Below are 19,994 nucleotides of genomic sequence, written 5' to 3'. Positions count from 1 at the left end.
CTTTACCTGACAGGTCAACCGATGGATCACCACAACCGTTTTCGCCTGGAGTCCCTGGGCATTTTCTTGCTCGCCTCTCTGCTGTTTACCCTGGGGATCTGGGATCAGCAGCCTCAGGGTTTTGACGGGCGTTGGGCGTTGTTCCTGCAGGAAATGTTTCGCCACGGCGCGAGTTTTTTCCCGACCACCTACGGTCAGCCCTACGCGGACTATCCCGGCACCGCGACCTTCTTCAGCTTTGTGTTTGCCCGGCTGTTTGGTGCGCCCAACCACCTGGCAAATATCCTGCCCACCGCCCTCGCGTCTGCCGGCACCGTTGCCCTGATCTATCGCCTGCTGGTGCCGTCGAGCCGGCAATGGGCGCTGCTCACGGTGCTGCTGACGTTGCTCACTGCGCAGTTGCTCGATAAGTCGCGTTCGGTGTGCCTGGATCAGATGGTGTCGCTGCTCTGTGTCGGCAGTTTCTACCTGTTGCACACGGGGGAGCGCTTGGGATCGCGCTGGCGCCAACTCGCCGTGTTCCCGTTGTTCGTCCTCGGCTTTGCGATTCGCGGGCCGCTGGGGTTGATCGAAGTCTGTGGCGTGGTGTGCGTGTACTGGGCGTTGAGCCGCCCCGGGCAGCGGGTCAGGCAGGTGCTGATCCATGGTGTGGTTGGCGTGCTGCTGTTGGCGGCGTGCTGGTGGCTGTTGGTGAAGCTGGCGCGGATCAGCGGTGGCGATGCCTTTGCCGACGAAGTGTTCAAGATGCAGGTCGGCGGGCGCCTCGATGAAAGTGGCGAGCCGTTCTACTTCTACTTCCAGTTGAGTGTGTACCGCTACTTCCCGGTGGTGCCGCTGGCGCTGGCAACGTTGATCGCGCTGCGCCATCGCTGGTCTGAACGGTTTGTGAATGACGACGTGCAGATGGTGGTGCGCCTGGGCGCCTGCGGCTTGATGATCCTGCTCGGGCTATCGGTGCCGCACTTCAAGCGCGCTTATTACATCCTGCCCATGGTGCCGATGTTTGCCGCTGTCGCCGCCTATGGGCTGCTCCAGGCGCAAGGCTGGCTCGTTGGCGTGCGCAGGTGTTACGAATGGCTTGTCGTGGCGCTACCGGCGTTGTGCGTGGTTGTAGTCTTTGTCTGTCGGCATGGGTGGCAGAAGCACGGTTATTGGCCGGACGTTTCGTTGCCGCTGTTGATCGGCGCGCTGCTGGTCCTGCAAGTGGCGGCAGTGATCGCCTGGCGTCGTCTGGTGGGGCTCAGTGCGATCGCATTGGCGGCGCAATGGCTGTTGCTGGTGGCCGTGATCGGTCCGGCCAAGGATCTGCAATTCGACACCCGCACCTTTGTTGGCGAGGTGGAAGCGCTACGAATGAAGCAGCCGGGGCCGTTGGTGTTTGTCAATCTCGGCCGGGATACCTGGGCGGTGCGCTACATGATGAACCTGGATCATGATGAGCAGCCGTTGTTTGTCGCGGGGAGCGAGGTCGAGCGGTTGGCTGCATTGCCAAAGCCGGCATGGGTGATCGTGGCACGCAAGGAAACCAAGCTGCTGGCGGGAACGCCGCTGGAACATCAGGCGCCGGTGTACAGCGGGCGGTTGAATGACAATCCGTTGATGGTGTTTTTGCTTGAGTGATTGAGATGACGGGCTTCGGGGCGACAGAGGTTGCTCCGATGCAGCTCAATAAATCCCGGGCAACAAAAAACCCGCACTAGGCGGGTTTCTTGTGTGTTTCAGATGATGTTCGCACCACCTAAAACTAATTAGTGGTGCCCAGAGACGGAATCGAACCGCCGACACGGGGATTTTCAATCCCCTGCTCTACCGACTGAGCTATCTGGGCAACGGGGCGCATTAAACGGGTTTTTCAGGGGGTCGTCAAGCAAGTTTTCAAAAAATATTTAATTATTACCGTCGCTTACGTGCCGACCCCGGTTTTTGATCAATTATTGAGCAGGTGGCACGTAGCCGTCGGCCTTGGCGTAATCCTCGCCGGAAAAGAACTTGTCCATCTCGCCTGCCAGGTACTTGCGGTCTTCGGCGTTCATCATGTTCAGGCGTTTTTCGTTGATCAGCAGGGTCTGGTGTTTCAACCAGTCGCCCCAGGCGTTGGCAGAGACATGCTCGTAAATGTCCTGGCCCTTGGCGCCTGGGTACGGAGGGCGTTCCAGGCCTGGCAGTTCTTCTTTGTACTTGCGGCACATTACGGTGCGGGTCATGACGACACTCCTGCATTCAAAACATCGGCCGCGCGCTTCAGCAGTTTCTTGACCGGGGCGGCAAGGCCCAGGCGCGGCGGGGTGGCGAGGTTATACCAGAGCCAGTCGGCCTCGGCCACGTGATGGGCGGATTCCTCGACCCGCACCAGCCAGGGTTCGATGGCCAGCTGGAAATGGCTGAAGGTGTGGACCAGCCCCGGCAGTTCCTGTTGCTTGCCCAGTTCGAGCGCGTGCTGGTGGGCGAGGTGTTCCAGGTCTTGCAGGTCGTCCAGTTCCGGCAAGCTCCACAGCCCACCCCAGAGCCCCGTCGATGGGCGGCGGTAAAGCAGGATCGCGCCCTCGGCGTTCGCCAGCATCGGCATCAGCGTGCGCTTTTGCGGGATGGTCTTGCGCGGCTTGGGGATCGGGTAGCGGGTCTCCAGGCCGAGCATGTGGGCTTCGCAGCCTTTTTCCAGCGGGCACAGCAGGCAGCTGGGTTTGCTGCGGGTGCAGAGGGTGGCGCCCATGTCCATCATCGCCTGGGTGTAGGCGTTGACGCGATCATGGGGGGTGAAACGCTCTGCCGTGGCCCACAGCTGCTTGGCGACCTTGGGTTCGCCCGGGTAGCCCTCTTGCGCGGTAAAGCGTGCCAGCACGCGCTTGACGTTGCCGTCGAGGATCGGTGCGCGCAGGCCCATGCTCAGGCTCGCGATTGCGCCGGCGGTAGACAGGCCGATGCCCGGCAGCTCAGTGAGTTTTTCCACGTCCCGGGGAAACTCGCCGCCATAGTCGGCCACCACAATCTTTGCGGTCTTTTGCAGGTTGCGTGCGCGGGTGTAGTAGCCCAGGCCGGTCCACAAATGCAGCACCTCGTCTTCCGGTGCGGCGGCCAGGGCTTCGACCGTCGGCAGCGAGGCCATGAAACGGTCGAAATAATTCAGCACGGTGCTGACCTGGGTCTGTTGCAGCATGATCTCCGAGACCCACACCCGATAAGGCGTGATGCCCTGTTGCCAGGGCAGGTCGTGGCGACCGTGGCGGTCGTACCAATCCAGCACCGCCGTTGAAAACTGCTCGTTTCTCATCGTTTGAACAGACCTTTGAGCGCGTCTTTGAGCTGCGGGTTGACCTTGTCGAGCTTCTCTTCAAGTTTGTCGCTGAGCTTGTTGCCGGCGGCTTTGATAGCGACCTGGCCGAGGCCGTCCTTGTCCAGGCGGCAAGCCTTGGCGCCGAGTTCCAGCGGGCCACGGCAGCGCAGCGGCACTTCGATCCCCTGGAAGTTGGCGCCCACCTGGCAGGCCGGGTCCGGCACTTCGCGCTGGTCGCCTTCGACGAGGATGCCCACGCGGTAGTCCATGCCCAGCACACGCAGGTCGATGTCGCCGTTGCCGTTGACCGTCAGGCCCGGGATGCGCACTTTCAGGTCCGGGTTGCTGGCGACGCCGTTGCGCAAGGTCAGGTTGCCACGCAGTTCCTGGAACGGCGTGTCCTTGCCTTGCGGTGCGCTGCTCAGGGTCTTGCGGTTGAGCAGGGCGATGCCGGTGCATAGCTGTTGTTCGAGGTTGGCGTTGAGCAGCACGCCGTTGTTGATCACAAAGCTGGCGGTGCCGTTGAGGCTGTCGATCAGGGCTTTCTGGCTGTTGCCGCGGCCGCTGAGGTTGCTGTCGAGGGTGACCTGGCCCTTCACCGGCGGCGTTTGCCCCTGGGCTTGCAGGATGCGCTCGACCGGCACTTGCCTGATCTGGCTTTGCAGCGCCAACACAGGAATATCCTGGCGCACGTCAAGGTTGCCGGTTGCCTGGAAAGAGCCGTTGTAGAGGCTGCCGCTCAGGGTGCTGAGCTTGAGTTGACCGTCGATGCCGGAGGCTTTGAGCACCGCGTTCTGGATCGGCAGCTTGCTCAAGGTCAATTGGCCGAAGGCCAGGTCGGCATTCACGTCCAGCGCGCGCAGGCGTGCCACGGGCAGCAGCTTGTCGGTGCTCCAGGCGCCTTTGGTGGGCGCGTCCGGCAGCGGCGTGGTGCCACCGGCGGCCATGGCCCCGGCTTCGCTGTTCTGCACTTCGGCCTGGCGTGCGGCGGTTGCGCCTTTGGCGGCTTCGGACTTGGCCGGCAGGTAATTGTCGACGTTGAACGTATCGCCCTTGAGCTGGACCCGCAGCGATTGCCTGGCGAAGTCATCCACGGCAATGCGCCCGGTGAAGGTGCTGCCATCGACCTTCAGGTTCAGGTCGTCGAGGACCACGCTGGTGGGCGTACCCGCCAGGCGGCTGACCAGCTCGACCTTGCTCAGGCTGCCCTCGGCCATCGCTGGCAATGGGTTGCCCACGCTGTCGAGGAACTTGGCCAGGTCAAATTGGGCGATGGACAGGGCGCCGTTCAGTTGGGCCGTCTTGTCCAGGTCGTTGACCTTCAGCTCGCCCAGGGCGCGCAGTTGGTTGGCCGACAGTTTCAAGTTGGTCCATTCGGCGATGTTCGCCGCCAAGTCCACCAAAATCTGCCCTTGGGTGGAGAACGTCACGGTCTTGCCTTGCAGCGGCTCGCCGGTGGCCTCGCCGCTCAGGCGCATGTCTTCGAACTGGTAGCGCTTGAGCGCACGTTGGATGCGCAGGTTGCCATTGAGCTCGGTCTTGACGCGCATCACTGGCTGGTTGCTGCCGAAGAATGCGGTGAGCTTCACCGGAATGCTCGCGCCATCGTGAATCGCACCGGCGCTCAGCTGGATACTTTCAGCACTGAATTGCTTGCCGGTCTGCTCGTCGTTGTATTCCACGCGGGCGTTGTTGATGGTCAGGCTGTCGATGTCCAGGCGGATCGGCTGCGGCGGCTTCTCCGGCTTGGCCTCGGGCGCCGGCTCGGCAGGCGCGGGCGCAGTGGCAGGCGCTTCGGTGCTGGCGACCGGTGCGGTCTTGCCGATGTCTTCCCAGTTGCCGTGGCCCTGCTTGTCGCGGTTGAGGCGCAGGTTCAGGCCTTCGACGCGCACATCGCTCATCTGCACTTCGCGGCGCAGCAGCGGCAGCACGCGCACCGACAGGCCGAGCATTTGCAGGTCGGCGAACGGTTGTGTCGGAGTGGTCAGGGTCGCCACGCTGGCTTCGTGCAGCTCAAGGCCGAGCCAGGGGAACAGGCTCCAGCCGATGTCGCCATTGAGCGTCAGCTCGATGTGGGCCTTGTCGCGGGCAATCTGGCGGATCTCGTCTTTATAGTCGTTGGGATCGAAGAGGTGGGTCAGGGCAAAGCCCAGCGCCACAATGATCAGCAACAGCCCGAGAAGTACCAGACCCAGGATTTTGCCGAACGCTTTCATGGGCGAGTCCTTGTATGTCGAGATTAAAATTTAGCCGAAGAGTATACCGCCGGTAACCGTACGTCAGTTCGCCGATCGTTACATTGTATCCACGCCCAGCAAAACGGGATTTTGGCGTCAAATAAAACAGATAACCCGAAAAAGGTGATGTCAGTTTGGTTTTTCTGGCATTCACAGGTGCTAATCTGCGCGGGTTCGTCTGCCTTCTGCGACACAACGTCGCGCATCAAATGGAGCTTGACTCAAAACAACGGCCAACGCTTTGCGTGCAAGGCCGAGGGAGAGAGCGCCTGACGAACACATACTAACAACTGGGGGAAACACCAATGAGCACAAGCACTGCGGCAGCTTTAACTGCCGCACAGCCTGCGTTCCTGTCCAAGGAACGCATCATCGCCAAGCCGGGCTTCAACCGCTGGCTGGTCCCGCCGGCCGCGCTGGCTATCCACCTGTGCATCGGCATGGCCTACGGTTTTTCGGTGTTCTGGCTGCCGTTGTCGAAGGCGCTGGGGATCACCAAGCCGTTGGCCTGCGCGCCGGACATGAGCTTTATCACCCAAGTCTTCTCGTCCCAATGCGACTGGCCCATTTCCATGCTGGGCTGGATCTACACCCTGTTCTTCATTTTCCTGGGCTGCTCGGCAGCGATCTGGGGCGGCTGGCTGGAACATGCCGGGCCTCGCAAGGCCGGTGTCGTATCGGCGCTGTGCTGGTGTGGCGGCCTGCTGATCTCGGCGTTGGGTATCTACACCCACCAGATCTGGCTGATGTGGATCGGTTCCGGCGTGATTGGCGGCATTGGCCTGGGCCTGGGTTACATCTCGCCCGTGTCGACCCTGATCAAGTGGTTCCCGGACAAGCGCGGCATGGCGACCGGCATGGCGATCATGGGCTTCGGCGGCGGCGCGATGGTGGGCGCCCCGTTGGCGGCAGCCTTGATGGGCCACTTCGCCACGCCCGACAGCGTGGGGGTATGGCAGAGCTTCCTGGTGATGGCGGCGATTTATTTCGTGTTCATGATCGGCGGTGCCTTGTCCTACCGCGTACCGCCGACCGGCTGGAAGCCTGAGGGCTGGACCGCGCCGGCGAAAAAAGCCAGCAATGCGATGATCACCCACCGTCACGTGCACGTGAATGTGGCGTGGAAGACCCCGCAATTCCGTCTGGTGTGGCTGGTGCTGTGCCTGAACGTGTCCGCCGGTATCGGTATCCTCGGCATGGCTTCGCCACTGCTGCAGGAAGTGTTCGGCGGCAAATTGCTGGGCGTGGATGTGCCGTTCGGCCAGCTGGATGCGGGTCAACTGGCGTCCATCGCCGCCATCGCGGCGGGCTTCACCGGGCTGTTGAGCTTGTTCAACATCGGTGGCCGGTTCTTCTGGGCGTCGTTCTCCGACTACCTGGGCCGTAAAAATACCTACTTCGTGTTTTTCGCCCTGGGCTTTGCCCTGTACGCGCTGATCCCGAACCTGGGGCACCTGGGCAACGTGGCGCTGTTTGTGGCGGCGTTCTGCATCATCCTGTCGATGTACGGCGGTGGCTTTGCGACGGTTCCGGCTTACCTGGCCGACTTGTTCGGTACGCAGATGGTCGGCGCGATCCACGGTCGCCTGCTGACCGCATGGGCTGCGGCGGGCGTATTGGGCCCGGTGCTGGTGAACTACCTGCGTGAATATCAACTGAGCATCGGCGTTGAACGTGCCGCGGCCTACGACATCACCTTGTATATCCTCGCCGGCCTGCTGGTGCTGGGGTTTGTCTGCAACATGCTGGTCCGCCCGGTGGCGGACAAGTACTTCATGACCGACGCCGAACTGGCGGCCGAGCAGGCGCTGGGGCATGACAAAGGCGCGGACGCCACCACTTCCCTGGAATGGAAAGCAGCGCCCGGCACCGTGCCATTGGCGATTGCCGCGTGGCTGGTCGTCGGTATTCCGTTGGCGTGGGGTGTGTGGGTGACCCTGCAGAAGACGGCGGTACTGTTCCACTAATACCGCAAAAACCCTGTGGGAGAGGGCTCGCCCGCGATAGCATCACCTCGGTCTGTCTGAGTGACCGAGGTGCCCGCATCGCAGGCAAGCCAGCTCCCACAGTTGTATGCACATGTCTATCCTCGACACTCCATCAGTCTTATCCCCTCCGATGTTTCTGTTTGGCGCCCGCGCCCCTATAATGGCTGCCTTTTTCGCCCAATGATTTTGCGGAGCTGGTGATGGCCGAACGTAAGGCGTCCGTCGAGCGCGACACTCTGGAAACCCAGATCAAAGCCTCGATCAACCTGGATGGCACCGGAAAGGCCCGATTTGATATCGGTGTACCTTTTCTTGAGCACATGCTGGACCAGATCGCCCGTCATGGGCTGATCGACCTGGATATCGTCAGTAAGGGCGACCTGCACATCGACGACCACCACACGGTGGAAGACGTTGGCATCACCCTCGGCCAGGCATTTGCCAAGGCCATCGGCGACAAGAAAGGCATCCGTCGCTACGGCCACGCCTATGTCCCGCTGGACGAAGCGCTGTCGCGTGTGGTCATCGACTTCTCCGGCCGCCCAGGCCTGCAGATGCACGTGCCCTACACCCGCGCCACCGTGGGCGGTTTTGACGTCGACCTGTTCCAGGAATTCTTCCAGGGTTTCGTCAACCACGCACTTGTCAGCCTGCACATCGACAACCTGCGCGGCACCAACACCCACCACCAGATCGAAACCGTGTTCAAGGCTTTCGGCCGCGCCCTGCGCATGGCCGTGGAGCTGGATGATCGCATGGCCGGGCAAATGCCCTCGACCAAGGGCGTCCTGTAATGCAGACGGTCGCGGTTATCGATTACGGCATGGGTAACCTGCACTCGGTGGCCAAGGCCCTCGAACACGTAGGTGCCGGCAAGGTGCTGATCACCAGCGACGCAGACGTGATTCGCGAAGCCGACCGGGTGGTATTCCCCGGCGTTGGCGCGATTCGCGATTGCATGGCCGAGATCCGCCGCCTGGGCTTCGACAGCCTGGTGCGTGAAGTCAGCCAGGACCGTCCGTTCCTCGGCATCTGCGTGGGCATGCAAGCCTTGCTCGATCGCAGTGAAGAGAACGACGGCGTCGACTGCATCGGGCTGTTCCCGGGCCAGGTGAAGTTCTTCGGCAAGGACCTGCATGAAGACGGCGCACACCTCAAAGTGCCGCATATGGGCTGGAACGAGGTCAGTCAGACCGTCGATCACCCGCTGTGGCACGACATCCCGGACCTGGCGCGTTTCTACTTCGTGCACAGCTACTACATCGCCGCCGGTAACCCGGGCCAGGTGGTGGGTGACGGGCACTACGGCGTCGACTTCGCCGCCGCGCTGGCCGAAGGTGCGCGCTTTGCCGTGCAGTTCCACCCGGAGAAGAGCCATACCCATGGCCTGCAATTGCTGCAGAACTTCGCCACCTGGAACGGAAGCTGGTAAATGGCCAAGAAGCCGAAGTTGCCGCTCTTGAACCTCACGCCCGAACAGGAGAGTGAGGCTACCCTCAAGATCAAGCGGTTCATGGAAGATCGCTTCGAGCTGAAGCTGGGTTCGTTCGAGGTCGCCGAGATCCTCGAACTGTTCACCACCGAAGTTGCTCCGCACTATTACAACAGGGCGATTTTCGACGCACAGACGCTGCTCAAAGAGCGCTTCGAAAGCATCGAAAGCGACCTGTGGGCTTTAGAAAAAAGTAGCTGAAAGCTTCAAGCTTGTAGCTGCAAGAATTGATACGCGTGCTTGCTTGCAGCTAATAGCTTGCAGCTTGCAGCTCTTTGACGAAGGAAAAGCATGCTCATTATCCCCGCTATCGATCTCAAGGACGGCGCCTGCGTACGTCTGCGCCAAGGCCGCATGGAAGACTCCACCGTGTTCTCCGATGATCCGGTGAGCATGGCTGCCAAATGGGTGGAAGGGGGCTGCCGTCGTCTGCATCTGGTGGACCTGAACGGCGCCTTTGAAGGCCAGCCGGTGAACGGTGAAGTGGTCACGGCGATCGCCAAGCGCTACCCGAACCTGCCGATCCAGATCGGTGGCGGTATCCGTTCCCTGGAAACCATCGAGCACTACGTCAAGGCCGGCGTGAGCTACGTGATCATCGGCACCAAGGCCGTCAAAGACCCGGCCTTCGTCGCCGAAGCCTGCCGCGCGTTCCCGGGCAAAGTGATCGTGGGCCTGGACGCCAAGGACGGTTTCGTCGCCACCGACGGCTGGGCTGAAATCAGCACGGTGCAGGTGATCGACCTGGCCAAGCAGTTCGAAGCCGACGGCGTTTCTGCCATCGTTTATACCGACATCGCCAAAGACGGCATGATGCAGGGCTGCAACGTGCCGTTCACTGCGGCGCTGGCTGCGGCGACCAAAATCCCGGTGATCGCTTCGGGCGGCATTCACAACCTGGGTGACATCAAGTCGCTGCTGGACGCCAAGGCCCCCGGCATCATCGGCGCGATCACCGGCCGCGCAATCTACGAAGGCACCCTGGACGTCGCCGAAGCCCAGGCTTACTGCGACGCCTACGCGAGTAGCTCCAAGCCGTAAGCTTCAAGCGGCAAGTTACAGCAGATCTGCTCTAACTTGCCGCTTGTAGCTTAAAGCTTCTTAATCGGAGATTAAGTCTATGGCTTTAGCCAAGCGCATCATCCCTTGCCTGGACGTCGACAACGGTCGCGTGGTCAAGGGCGTCAAGTTCGAGAACATCCGTGACGCCGGCGACCCGGTGGAAATCGCCCGTCGCTACGATGAGCAAGGTGCCGACGAGATTACCTTTCTCGACATCACCGCCAGCGTCGACGGTCGCGACACCACGTTGCATACCGTCGAGCGCATGGCCAGCCAGGTGTTTATCCCGCTGACCGTGGGCGGTGGCGTGCGTACCGTGCAAGACATCCGCAACCTGCTCAATGCCGGTGCGGACAAGGTTTCGATCAACACCGCCGCCGTGTTCAACCCGGAGTTCGTCGGCGAAGCCGCGCAGCACTTCGGCTCGCAATGCATCGTGGTGGCCATCGACGCCAAGAAAGTCTCCGGCCCGGGCGAAACCCCGCGCTGGGAGATCTTCACCCACGGCGGTCGCAAGCCGACCGGCCTGGACGCGGTGGAGTGGGCGATGAAAATGGAAGGCCTGGGCGCCGGTGAAATCCTGCTGACCAGCATGGACCAGGACGGCATGAAAAACGGCTTCGACCTGGGCGTAACCCGCGCCATCAGCGATGCGTTGGGTATCCCGGTGATCGCCTCCGGCGGCGTCGGCAACCTGCAACATCTGGCCGACGGTGTCATCGAAGGCCACGCCAGTGCGGTACTGGCGGCGAGTATTTTCCACTTTGGCGAATACACCGTTCCCGAGGCCAAGGCCTACATGGCGGCGCGCGGTATCGTCGTTCGCTAAACGCTGCTGGACACCATGGCAGGCGCGGGGCACTCTCTGCGCTTGCCATGGATTCCGGTAACCTTCATGTTCAAAGATCTTCTGCTCGTCCTCGCCAGTACCTCCATTCTTTTGGCCGGTTCTGCCCACGCCGAGGAGCCGTCCGACACCTCCCTGGTGCTGCTGACGGAAAACTTCCCGCCGTACAACATGGCGAAGAACGGCAAGAACTTCGCCAAGGAAGAGAACATCGAAGGCATTGCCGTGGACATCGTCCGCGAGACCTTCAAGCGTGCCGGCATTTCCTACAACCTGACCCTACGTTTTCCTTGGGAGCGCATCTACAAGCTCGCCCTGGAAAAACCCGGCTACGGCGTATTCGTGATGGCTCGCCTGCCGGACCGCGAGTCCCAGTTCAAATGGGTCGGCCCCATCGGTCCGGACGATTGGGTGCTGCTGGCCAAGGCCGACAGCAAGATCCAACTGACTGACCTGGAACACGCGCGCCGTTACAGGATCGGCGCGTACAAGGGCGATGCCATTGCCCAGACCCTGGAGAAGCAGGGCCTCAACCCGGTAGTGGTATTGCGCGACCAGGACAATGCGCAAAAGCTGCTCGATGGCCAGATCGACCTGTGGGCCACCGGCGATCCCGCCGGGCGCTACCTCGCCCGCCAGGTGGGCGTCACCGGCCTCAAGACCGTGCTGCGCTTCAACAGTGCGCAGTTGTACCTGGCGCTCAACAAGCAAGTGCCGGACGAGGTGGTGCTCAAGCTGCAGGCGACGCTCGATCAGCTACGGCGCGACGGTCTCATCGACGAGATCATGGCTCGCTACCTCTAGCGCGGCTTGCGTCACCGCCGGCGGCGATTCTTCGCGGGGAAATTCACTCATATAGATTTGATCGCCGCTGGTGTAGCTGACGGTGGTCGACACCTGGCTGCCGTCCTGGCGCAGCAAGCGGTATTCGCTCTGGATCAGGTAAGCGGCGACGGCCTTGTTGGCGGGAACGTAGGTGATGATGTCCAGCGACGAGGCTTGATTCCAGCCCTTGGCCGAACGTTGGGTGTGGGTGAAGTCCTGTTCCAGATGCGCCGAGAAATTCAATTCGAATACACGGTATTTGGGTGGCCATTCGCTGCACAGGTCGACGCAGGTCGTCGCGGCCAGGGCCCTGGAATGGTTGCCTGTTTCGCCCTTGTTGGCGGTCCACATGAACGGTTGACTGGTGTCGGTGGTGTTGTGGCCGAAGCCGGCGAACAGATGGCGGTCGGTGCGTTCCAGGCGGTAGGTCGGTGAGGACTGCAGCTGTTCGATGGCATTCAACTCCGGGTCTTTGACGCTGAACCACGGCAGCAGGCATACATGGGTCGTGGGCGTGGTTGCCGCCTCGTCGGGGCCCGCGTAACTGTTGAGGGCCGGCGGTGGCGGGAGTTCGTTCAGTGGCACGCTGAGGGGCAGGCGCAGTGCGTAGGTCGGCTGGGTGGGCCGGGTGTAGCTTGCGTTGGCGACGAACGTCCCGGGCGCCAGGTTGATCTCGCCGGGCGCTGCGTCCGGCACTCTGATCGACCAGGCGCTGAAGTCCCGAGAGGCGCCACTGCCCTCGTCGCTCCAGATCAAATCGCCGGGCTGGGCACTCGTCACCAGGTCGGCGCGCACACAGCGCACGGCATTGCTCGAAGGTTTTTCATAACCTACGCCGCATACCAGGCCCATAGCTACATAGCCTTCAGGTGGCAGCGGCCGCCAGATGGAAAAATCGTTTCGCGCACCCGAGCCTGCATCCTTCCACACCTGTTCATAGTCTGCCGGCGGGCGCAGTGCGGTGCCATTGACCTTGTTGGCATCGCTGACCACGGCGACGATCTTGCGTTGATTGATGTTGCGATAGCTGCCGGTGGCGATGTCGCCCAGTGGGAAAAACTGACTGAGGGCGTCGGATGTCGTGCTGGGCCGCCACAGGCCGATGGTGCGGTGGGCGCCTGACCCCTTGTCGTTCCACAGCGGCAGGAACTCGCAGGTAAAGCTGATGAGCAGGTCGTTGAATTGCAGCGGATTCATGGGGAATCTCTCCAGTTGATTGGAGGGGGCACTATCGGTCAATCCCGGCGGCGTCCAGCGGTAGCTATGTAGGGCGCATTCAGCGCGGCTTGAGCAGATCGACCCGCAGGGTTGAAGGTTGGTCGGCCTGGTCGAATGCATACGTGCAAATCTTGATCGGCGTGTTTCTGACGTTGATCAGTTGGGCGAACTTTTCCGTCTGCATCCCAGGGAAGTCATTGAGGGGCCGCACCAGGTCAATGGGCTCGTCCTCGTCCTCTTCGCCGAGCAATGGTGGGGGTGGGATTGGCAAGTAGGCGGCAGGACGCAGGCAATCGGTGGTCGCGGCCGGGCCATATTTGTAGGTGTAGCGATGCATGAATGGCGAGGCCAGGTTCCAGATCACGGTGTAGGCCCCCAGCCCATGTTTGTCGAGGCTGATCGTCAGGTTGGGCGTGCGCGCCGGCCCGGGTTCGGCGAGTTCGACGGCCAGGGTCAACGCGTTGCGCATCATGCCGTTGGTCACAGGTTGTTCGGCGGAAGCTACGCCGACGATGCACAGCATCTGCATGCCGGTCTGTGGGCCGATGGCATCGTTGATGTGGGCGTTTTCGGCGTTGATGGGCGAGCTGTAGTGCACCGGGTTTTCGCAGTCAATCGCACGGCGTGTGGTCTTGTAACGGTAGAACGGGGTGTTGGTGGTGAAGGCCAGGTTCCAGCGCGGCACGATGTCCTTGCCTTTGGTGCCAGGCTGCTTGATGAAGTACTGCTGGATCGGCTCCGGATTTTTGAAGGTGATCGTGGTTGTCGGGAAGAGGTCGCAGTACTCGCTGTCGGGTTTCAATACCCCGGCCGCGAAGCAGCGGTTGAGGAACGTCACCGGGCTGCCATAGTTGGTCTCGGCGTGCCAGGAGGCTTGGCCTTGGTTGACCTCGCACGGCGCGTCCCGCTGGCATTTGCGCTCCTCGGGTTGGCCGCTGGTGCTGGTGCTGAGAATGCCGAACACGGTGTTGGTTGCGCGGTCGAGCAGAGGCCCGCCAAAGCTGCCGCGCATGATGCCCGGGCATTGGTTTTTCAGGGTGACGCGCCATACGAACGGTTGCTCCACCAGCTCTTGGGAGCTTTGCTGGACGCATGCGCCGAGGTGCAGGGTGTCCCATTCCGGAGCGGTCAGGGCAAGGATGTCATTGCCATCGGCAGGGACTTCTTCGGCGAGTTTGAGTGGGTTGATTCCGGCCTTGAGCAAGGCCGCTAGTGAAGTCTGCAATTCGATAATGGCCAGGTCCATGCCTTGGCTGCTGCCCCATTTCAGGGTCTTGAGCGAATAGGTCTTGATCGACTCCAGGGTGTCGTCGAAGTAGTTGAAGCTGATGCTGCCTTTGATCGGCAGGTCCTTTTGCACTGCGCCGTTGAGGCGGTGCAGGCAATGGCTGCTGGTGAGTACGTAGGCCGGGCCGGATTTTCCGGCGGCGTCGCGGGTGTCCAGCAACGTGGCGGTACACAGGGTCTGGGCTTCGTTGCGAATACGGCCGACGCCATTCCAGTGGTCGTGTTCATGGCGCGCGTTGCTGAGCATGCGTGCGGGGCTGCTGTTCGGCAGGCCTTCGCCGAAATCCCGCGGTGCAGCCATGAGTGATCCGTTGAGGCTGCCGAGCAGCAGGGCGCAGAGTGTGAGGTGGCTGATGTTCATGAAGTGTCCTGTAAGCGTGAACCTAAAGGCGCACTATTCAGGACCGGGGTTGGGGATGGGTGGTACTTACCTAGCTGCGGGACGATAGGTGCCGTCCTTGCCATGCCCGGCCATCGCCTGGTTGCTGCGTAGGCTGATCATCAGCTTGATGTCGATCCAGTCCACGCCCTGGGCCTTGAGCTTGGGCAATTCACGCTCGAGTACCGCCAGGGTCTGCGGGTACGGGTGGCCGATCATCACTGCCGAGCCTTGTTTGTGGGCCAGCTTGATTGCGGTCTGCAGTTGCGTGGTGATCGCCGCTTCGGTGCGTTCGTCATCCAGGAACACGTCGCGGGAAACGCTGGCCAGGCCGATCTTCTGCGCTTGGGCGGCGGCCACCGTCTGCGCGCTGGTACGGCTGTCGACAAAGAACTTGTTGCGCCGTTGCAGCTCATCCATCAACCAGGCCATGGCTGCCGGTTGCGCGGTCATGCGGCTACCCATGTGGTTGTTGATGCCGGCGGTGTAGGGTACGGCCTTGAACGCGGCGTCCAGGCGCTTGCCAAGCTCTTCGATGGGCAGCTCGGGGTGCCAGGCGAACGGGCCGGTGGCCGGGTCCATGGGCATGTGCAGGATCACGATCTTGCCGGCCTTGTGCGCCTCGCGGGCGAATTCGGCGGCGTGGGGCGTGTCGGGCATGATCGCGGTGGTTACTGGACCGGGCAGAGCCAATACACGGCGATCCCTGGGCAGGTTTTGCCCAAGGTCGTCGATGATGAGGGTCAGGTAGGCTTTGTGCAGCGCGCCGGCAGGGGCCGCTTGCGCGACGCCTGCCAGGCTGCACAGCACAGCGATGATCAGGGCAAAACGCATATCAACGGCTGCGGGTGATGCTCAAGCCCTTGAGCAGGCTCAGCGCCTGGGCCAGTTGGTAGTCATCGTCCTGCGGCATCGGCTTGGCTTTGACGCCGCTGCCACTAGGCTTGTCGGCACCGCCGTTGCCATTGCCCAGGTGACCTTGCAGGTCGGCCTCCTTGTAGTACTCGCCGTCGGCCTCGTTGGTGATCTTGGCCTTGCGTACTTCGATGTCCGGCACAATGCCCTGGGCCTGGATCGAGCGACCGTTCGGCGTGTAGTACAGCGCGGTGGTGATCTTCAGGGCGCGGTCGTTGTTCAGCGGCAACACGGTTTGCACCGAGCCTTTGCCGAAGCTGGTGGTGCCCATCAGCACGCCGCGCTTCTGGTCTTGCAGGGCGCCGGCGACGATTTCCGAGGCCGAGGCGCTGCCGCCGTTGATCAGCACGGCCAAGGGCACGCCTTCGCTGAGGTCGTTGCCCGTGGCCGAGAAACGCAGCTCGGAGTTGGCGATACGGCCCTTGGTGTACACAATCAGGCCCTTGGTGATGAAGTGGTCGACCACTTCCACCGCCGCCTGCAACACGCCACCGGGGTTGTTGCGCAGGTCGAGCACGATGCCGTTGAGTTTCTTGCCGTTGTCTTTGCGCAGCTTGGCCAGGGCCTTGGCCACTTCGTCGCCGGTCTTGACCTGGAACTGCGTGATGCGGATGTAGCCGTAGCCCGACTCCAGCAACTGGCTCTTCACGCTCTTGACCGTGATGGTCGCGCGGGTCAGCGTCACGTCGAATGGCGCACCGCCGTCGCGCACCAGGGTCAGGGTGATTTTCTGGCCGATCTTGCCGCGCATCTTGTCGACGGCTTCGGTCATGGTCTGGCCACGGGTAGGCTGGCCATTGATCTTGACGATGAAGTCGCCGGCCTGGATGCCGGCCTTGGACGCCGGGGTGTCATCGATGGGCGAGACGACCTTGACGTTGCCGTCTTCGGCGCCGACTTCGATGCCCAGGCCGCCGAATTCACCGCTGGTGCTTTCCTGCAGCTCGGCGAAATCTTCCGGGCCCAGGTAGGCGGAGTGCGGGTCGAGGTTGCTGAGCATGCCCTTGATGGCATTCTCCAGCAGGGTCTTGTCGTCTACGGGGTCGACATAGGCTGCCTTGATCCGGTCCATGACCTCGGCGAAGGTGCGCAGCTCGTCCAGCGGCAACGGCGCCTTGGTGGTCGCGGCCGAGGCGGCAGGTGCAGCCGGTGCGGCCTGGTCGGCGAAAGCCAGAGGCGCGCCGATCACCAGGGCGATCGTCAGAGCCAGCGAAGTGAGGCGGGACAAATGCAGCATGTCGAACGAACTCCTAATGTAGGTGCGGCCCTATCCTTGGGAACGGCACCATTGTGCAGGATCGCTCGGGCGACCCTGCTGACGAATAGCGAAGTACAGCGCCGGGGTGTCCTGGCCACCACTGTTACCGACAGTGGAGATGGATTCACCGGCTTTTACAACATCACCTGCCGACTTGAGTAATGTCTGATTGTGGCCATAAAGGCTCAAATAGCCATTACCGTGATCCAAAATCACCAACAAACCGGCGCCCCGCAGCCAATCGGCAAACACCACGCGCCCACCGTGAACGGCATGCACCTGGCTACCGGCGGAGGCGCTGATCATCACGCCGTCCCACTTGGCGCGGGTGTCATCGCCACGGGTTTCCCCAAAGCGTGCCAGTAATCGACCATCAACAGGCCATGGAAGTTTGCCGCGGGCTGAAGCAAAAGGGCCGCCAAAGTTCTCGCCGGCGCTGGAAACCAGTGGGCCAGGGGCTGCATGCGCCGGTTTACGCGGCGCCGGGGCGTCCGAGCTGGCGGCCAGCTCGGCCTCACGCTGGCGCTTTTTTTCCGCTTCCTGCTGGGCGATCAGCGCTTTTTGCCGCGCTTCTTCAGCCTCGCGTGCCTGGCGCGCCAGGGTTTCTTCAATGGTCTTGAGCACTTTGGCCAGGTCGGCCTGGTCCTGCTCGCGGGCCTGCAGCTTGGCGTCGCGGGCTTTTACGTCGTCATTGAGCTTGGCCAAGGCCAGCTGGCGTTCCTTGCGCACCTGCTCCAGTTGGTCGCGCTGGGTGTCCAGGGCGGTTTTCTGGTCGAGCAGCTGCGATTGCTGGTCGGCAATTTCCTGTTCGACGTTGGCCAGTTGGCGCAGGGTTTCGTTGAAACCCTTCAATTGCGCGAGGCGCGCCTGGCTCAGGTAGTCGTAATAGGTGAGGGTGCGCGCAAATTTTTCCGGATTCTGCTGGTTGAGCAGCAGCTTGAGGTATTCCTGGCGGCCGCTTTGGTAGGCGGCACGGGCCTGGATCGCGATCAGGCGTTGCTGTTCAACGCGGGCGCCCTGGAGTTTTTTTTTCTCAGCGTCGAGTCGCTCCAGTTCCGACTCGCTCTTCTTTAGTTCTTTTTGCAGCTCCTGGACTTGCTTCTCCAGCTTGCCCATCTCGGTCTCTGTGCCGCGCAGGTCTTTCTGCACCCCGGATTTTTCTTCCTGGAGCTTGCCGAGCAGCTTTTTCAGCTCGGTAATGTCCTGACGCGTGGCGTCCAACTGTTGTTGGGTTTGTGCGCGCTCATCGGCAAACGCCGGTTGGAGCAGGCAGGCAAGGGCAAGGGTAATCAGGGCGCGAAGCATAGAGGCGGGCGACACCAGGGAAATGGACGGCCTAGTATGCCCGGCAAGCGCTGCAAAAAAAACGCCCAATTCGGGCTGGTGGGCAAGATAGGTGCCGAGCGGTGGGGGGATGGCAAAAGGACATCTTCCAGACGACGCAAAACCAATGTGGGAGCGGGCTTGCCCGCGAATACGGTGTGTCAGTCACTGAAGATGTCGACTGCACGAGCGCATTCGCGGGCAAGCCCGCTCCCACAAGGGGTTGGTGGTGTGCTTTGGATCAGACCAGAATCGAAGTGCCGGTCATTTCAACCGGCTTCTCCAGCCCCATCAGCTTGAGCATGGTCGGCGCCACATCCGCCAGCACGCCGCCTTCGCGCACTTTCAGGTCGCGCTTGCCCACATAGATGAACGGCACCGGCTCGGTGGTGTGGGCGGTGTGGGCCTGGCCGGTGGATTCGTCGGACATCTGCTCGCAGTTGCCATGGTCGGCGGTGATCAGCGCTTCGCCACCGACTTTCTCCAGAGCCTCGACGATACGGCCGACGCAGGTGTCCAGGCATTCCACGGCCTTGATCGCGGCGGCGAGGTTGCCGCTGTGGCCGACCATGTCACCGTTGGCGTAGTTGACCACGATCACGTCGTAACGCTGGTTGTCGATGGCGTCGACGATCTTGTCGGTGACTTCCGGTGCGCTCATTTCCGGCTGCAGGTCGTAGGTGGCGACTTTTGGCGACGGGATCAGGATGCGCTCCTCGCCCGGGAACGGTTCTTCACGGCCGCCGGAGAAGAAGAAGGTCACGTGGGCGTATTTTTCGGTTTCGGCAATGCGCAGCTGGGTCTTGCCGTTTTTCGCCAGGTAGTCGCCCAGCACGTTTTCCAGGCTGCCCGGTGCAAAAGCGGCGGGGGCCGGGATGCTGGCGGCGTATTGGGTCAGGCCGACGTAGTGCGCTTTCGGCTGGCGCGCGCGCTTGAACTCTTTGAAGTCATCCTCGACAAACACGCGGCTCAGTTCGCGGGCACGGTCGGCGCGGAAGTTCATGAACACCACGGCGTCGCCGTCTTCGACTTTGACCGGCTCACCGATGGTGGTGGCTTTGACGAACTCGTCGCTTTCGCCACGGGCGTAGGCGGCTTCCAGGCCTTGCTGGGCGGTGGCGGCGTTGAACTCGGCCTGGCCGTCGACGATCAGGTTGTAGGCCTGGGACACGCGGTCCCAGCGGTTGTCGCGGTCCATGGCGAAGTAGCGGCCGATGAGGCTGGCGATGCGGCCCTTGCCCAGGGCGGCGAAGGCGGCGTCGAGCAGTTCGATGGACGATTGCGCGCTTTTCGGCGGGGTGTCGCGGCCGTCGAGGAAGGCGTGCAGGTAGATTTTGTCGGCACCGCGCTTGAAGGCCAGCTCGGCCATGGCGACCAGGTGGTCCTGGTGGCTGTGCACGCCGCCATCGGACAGCAGGCCCATGAAGTGCACGGCCTTGCCGGCAGCGACAGCTTTATCGACGGCGGCGCAGAGGGTCGGGTTCTCGAAGAACTCGCCGTCGCGGATCGCTTTGGTGACGCGGGTGAAGTCCTGATAGACCACTCGTCCGGCGCCCAGATTCATGTGGCCGACTTCCGAGTTGCCCATCTGGCCGTCCGGCAGGCCGACATCCATGCCGGAACCCGAGATCAGGCCGTTGGGCATGCTGGCGGTCAAGCGGTCGAGGACCGGCTTGTCGGCCGCGTACACCGCGTTGTCGTGGTGGCTTTCACTGTGTCCGAAGCCATCGAGAATTATCAGGACCAAAGGTTTAGGCGTAGTAGTCATAGATCCTCTCGTGGCGGTAATAAAGGAAGGCGATTGAAAAGGGAGTGGCAGTTTAAAGCGAAGTTCCAACCGCGTCACCGCTTTACGGGGGTTGGCCCCCCCTGACGGCTGTGTATACTTACCG

General features: G+C 62.0%; 17 protein-coding genes and 1 tRNA gene. 8 read left to right on the top strand and 10 right to left on the bottom strand.

Features of this window, described 5'->3' with window-relative positions:
• Window positions 1-21 precede the first annotated feature (21 nt).
• Window positions 22-1,620, top strand: a complete 1,599-nt coding sequence (locus tag IB241_RS11000) for an ArnT family glycosyltransferase (protein WP_192298418.1) — start codon at window positions 22-24, stop codon at window positions 1,618-1,620.
• Window positions 1,621-1,752: 132 nt separating this feature from the next.
• Here IB241_RS11000 and IB241_RS10995 read toward each other — a convergent pair.
• The 4 genes from IB241_RS10995 to IB241_RS10980 all read right to left on the bottom strand — a co-directional run bounded on the left by IB241_RS10995 (window position 1,753) and on the right by IB241_RS10980 (window position 5,487).
• Window positions 1,753-1,828 (bottom strand) — tRNA-Phe (locus IB241_RS10995).
• 103 nt (window positions 1,829-1,931) lie between these two features.
• Window positions 1,932-2,204 carry an oxidative damage protection protein gene (locus IB241_RS10990; protein ID WP_192298417.1) on the bottom strand — a complete coding sequence of 91 codons (273 nt, stop codon included), beginning with the start codon at window positions 2,202-2,204 and terminating at the stop codon, window positions 1,932-1,934.
• Window positions 2,201-3,268 (bottom strand): A/G-specific adenine glycosylase, encoded by a 1,068-nt coding sequence (gene mutY / locus IB241_RS10985; protein WP_192298416.1) that lies wholly within the window; start codon window positions 3,266-3,268, stop codon window positions 2,201-2,203. The genes IB241_RS10990 and mutY overlap by 4 nt, the downstream gene beginning before the upstream one ends.
• Window positions 3,265-5,487 (bottom strand): AsmA family protein, encoded by a 2,223-nt coding sequence (locus tag IB241_RS10980; RefSeq protein ID WP_192298415.1) that lies wholly within the window; start codon window positions 5,485-5,487, stop codon window positions 3,265-3,267. Before IB241_RS10980 ends, mutY begins: the two co-directional genes overlap by 4 nt.
• A 326-nt stretch (window positions 5,488-5,813) precedes the next feature.
• Between IB241_RS10980 and IB241_RS10975 the strand changes: the two genes are divergently transcribed.
• The 7 genes from IB241_RS10975 (at window position 5,814) to IB241_RS10945 (ending at window position 11,701) form a co-directional block, all read left to right on the top strand.
• Window positions 5,814-7,475, top strand: coding sequence for an OFA family MFS transporter (locus IB241_RS10975; protein ID WP_192298414.1), 1,662 nt, complete (start codon window positions 5,814-5,816; stop codon window positions 7,473-7,475).
• A 221-nt stretch (window positions 7,476-7,696) separates the two neighbouring features.
• Window positions 7,697-8,290, top strand: coding sequence for an imidazoleglycerol-phosphate dehydratase HisB (gene hisB / locus IB241_RS10970; protein ID WP_003218037.1), 594 nt, complete (start codon window positions 7,697-7,699; stop codon window positions 8,288-8,290).
• A complete protein-coding gene (gene hisH, locus IB241_RS10965; protein ID WP_192298413.1) occupies window positions 8,290-8,928 on the top strand; it encodes an imidazole glycerol phosphate synthase subunit HisH in 639 nt (212 codons plus the stop codon). The genes hisB and hisH overlap by 1 nt, the downstream gene beginning before the upstream one ends.
• Window positions 8,929-9,189: a DUF2164 domain-containing protein gene (locus tag IB241_RS10960; RefSeq protein ID WP_192298412.1), complete on the top strand. Its 261-nt coding sequence runs from the start codon at window positions 8,929-8,931 to the stop codon at window positions 9,187-9,189.
• Window positions 9,190-9,279: 90 nt separating this feature from the next.
• On the top strand, window positions 9,280-10,029 hold the full coding sequence (gene hisA, locus IB241_RS10955) for a 1-(5-phosphoribosyl)-5-[(5-phosphoribosylamino)methylideneamino]imidazole-4-carboxamide isomerase (RefSeq protein WP_192298411.1): 750 nt from the start codon (window positions 9,280-9,282) through the stop codon (window positions 10,027-10,029).
• Between the two features lie 79 nt (window positions 10,030-10,108).
• Window positions 10,109-10,879: an imidazole glycerol phosphate synthase subunit HisF gene (gene hisF / locus IB241_RS10950; protein WP_003171107.1), complete on the top strand. Its 771-nt coding sequence runs from the start codon at window positions 10,109-10,111 to the stop codon at window positions 10,877-10,879.
• 66 nt (window positions 10,880-10,945) lie between these two features.
• Complete coding sequence (locus IB241_RS10945; protein WP_192298410.1) at window positions 10,946-11,701, top strand: substrate-binding periplasmic protein; 756 nt, start codon at window positions 10,946-10,948, stop codon at window positions 11,699-11,701.
• On the opposite strand, the gene IB241_RS10940 is transcribed toward IB241_RS10945, so the two are convergent.
• The 6 genes from IB241_RS10940 to gpmI all read right to left on the bottom strand — a co-directional run bounded on the left by IB241_RS10940 (window position 11,654) and on the right by gpmI (window position 19,870).
• Entirely contained in the window at window positions 11,654-12,919 is a 1,266-nt protein-coding gene (locus IB241_RS10940) for a Vps62-related protein (protein ID WP_192298409.1), read from the bottom strand. The two genes, IB241_RS10945 and IB241_RS10940, sit on opposite strands and share 48 nt — an antisense overlap.
• Before the next feature lie 79 nt (window positions 12,920-12,998).
• Window positions 12,999-14,588: a serine protease gene (locus tag IB241_RS10935; RefSeq protein ID WP_192298408.1), complete on the bottom strand. Its 1,590-nt coding sequence runs from the start codon at window positions 14,586-14,588 to the stop codon at window positions 12,999-13,001.
• 66 nt (window positions 14,589-14,654) lie between these two features.
• Window positions 14,655-15,440, bottom strand: coding sequence for a divergent polysaccharide deacetylase family protein (locus IB241_RS10930; protein ID WP_192298407.1), 786 nt, complete (start codon window positions 15,438-15,440; stop codon window positions 14,655-14,657).
• Between the two features lies 1 nt (window position 15,441).
• Window positions 15,442-16,758, bottom strand: coding sequence for a S41 family peptidase (locus IB241_RS10925; RefSeq protein WP_192298406.1), 1,317 nt, complete (start codon window positions 16,756-16,758; stop codon window positions 15,442-15,444).
• Window positions 16,759-16,788: 30 nt separating this feature from the next.
• Entirely contained in the window at window positions 16,789-18,084 is a 1,296-nt protein-coding gene (locus IB241_RS10920; RefSeq protein ID WP_192298405.1) for a murein hydrolase activator EnvC family protein, read from the bottom strand.
• A gap of 259 nt (window positions 18,085-18,343) precedes the next feature.
• Window positions 18,344-19,870: a 2,3-bisphosphoglycerate-independent phosphoglycerate mutase gene (gene gpmI / locus IB241_RS10915; protein ID WP_192298404.1), complete on the bottom strand. Its 1,527-nt coding sequence runs from the start codon at window positions 19,868-19,870 to the stop codon at window positions 18,344-18,346.
• Window positions 19,871-19,994: the final 124 nt, after the last annotated feature.

This window comes from Pseudomonas sp. PDM05 (assembly GCF_014851685.1).
In the GTDB taxonomy this organism is placed as follows: Bacteria; Pseudomonadota; Gammaproteobacteria; order Pseudomonadales; family Pseudomonadaceae; genus Aquipseudomonas.
Note: the sequence above shows the minus strand (reverse complement) of the source record. Positions and strands in the feature narration are given on the sequence as shown.

What these genes read in the sequence shown, in the direction of transcription:
- hisA (WP_192298411.1), top strand. Translation starts at nt 9,280, where the DNA reads ATGCTCATTATCCCCGCTATCGATCTCAAGGACGGCGCCTGCGTACGT.
- IB241_RS10940 (WP_192298409.1), bottom strand. Translation starts at nt 12,919, where the DNA reads ATGAATCCGCTGCAATTCAACGACCTGCTCATCAGCTTTACCTGCGAG.
- IB241_RS10975 (WP_192298414.1), top strand. Translation starts at nt 5,814, where the DNA reads ATGAGCACAAGCACTGCGGCAGCTTTAACTGCCGCACAGCCTGCGTTC.
- hisH (WP_192298413.1), top strand. Translation starts at nt 8,290, where the DNA reads ATGCAGACGGTCGCGGTTATCGATTACGGCATGGGTAACCTGCACTCG.
- IB241_RS10930 (WP_192298407.1), bottom strand. Translation starts at nt 15,440, where the DNA reads ATGCGTTTTGCCCTGATCATCGCTGTGCTGTGCAGCCTGGCAGGCGTC.
- IB241_RS10990 (WP_192298417.1), bottom strand. Translation starts at nt 2,204, where the DNA reads ATGACCCGCACCGTAATGTGCCGCAAGTACAAAGAAGAACTGCCAGGC.
- IB241_RS10920 (WP_192298405.1), bottom strand. Translation starts at nt 18,084, where the DNA reads ATGCTTCGCGCCCTGATTACCCTTGCCCTTGCCTGCCTGCTCCAACCG.
- mutY (WP_192298416.1), bottom strand. Translation starts at nt 3,268, where the DNA reads ATGAGAAACGAGCAGTTTTCAACGGCGGTGCTGGATTGGTACGACCGC.
- IB241_RS11000 (WP_192298418.1), top strand. Translation starts at nt 22, where the DNA reads ATGGATCACCACAACCGTTTTCGCCTGGAGTCCCTGGGCATTTTCTTG.
- IB241_RS10935 (WP_192298408.1), bottom strand. Translation starts at nt 14,588, where the DNA reads ATGAACATCAGCCACCTCACACTCTGCGCCCTGCTGCTCGGCAGCCTC.
- IB241_RS10960 (WP_192298412.1), top strand. Translation starts at nt 8,929, where the DNA reads ATGGCCAAGAAGCCGAAGTTGCCGCTCTTGAACCTCACGCCCGAACAG.
- IB241_RS10945 (WP_192298410.1), top strand. Translation starts at nt 10,946, where the DNA reads ATGTTCAAAGATCTTCTGCTCGTCCTCGCCAGTACCTCCATTCTTTTG.
- hisF (WP_003171107.1), top strand. Translation starts at nt 10,109, where the DNA reads ATGGCTTTAGCCAAGCGCATCATCCCTTGCCTGGACGTCGACAACGGT.
- IB241_RS10980 (WP_192298415.1), bottom strand. Translation starts at nt 5,487, where the DNA reads ATGAAAGCGTTCGGCAAAATCCTGGGTCTGGTACTTCTCGGGCTGTTG.
- gpmI (WP_192298404.1), bottom strand. Translation starts at nt 19,870, where the DNA reads ATGACTACTACGCCTAAACCTTTGGTCCTGATAATTCTCGATGGCTTC.
- IB241_RS10925 (WP_192298406.1), bottom strand. Translation starts at nt 16,758, where the DNA reads ATGCTGCATTTGTCCCGCCTCACTTCGCTGGCTCTGACGATCGCCCTG.
- hisB (WP_003218037.1), top strand. Translation starts at nt 7,697, where the DNA reads ATGGCCGAACGTAAGGCGTCCGTCGAGCGCGACACTCTGGAAACCCAG.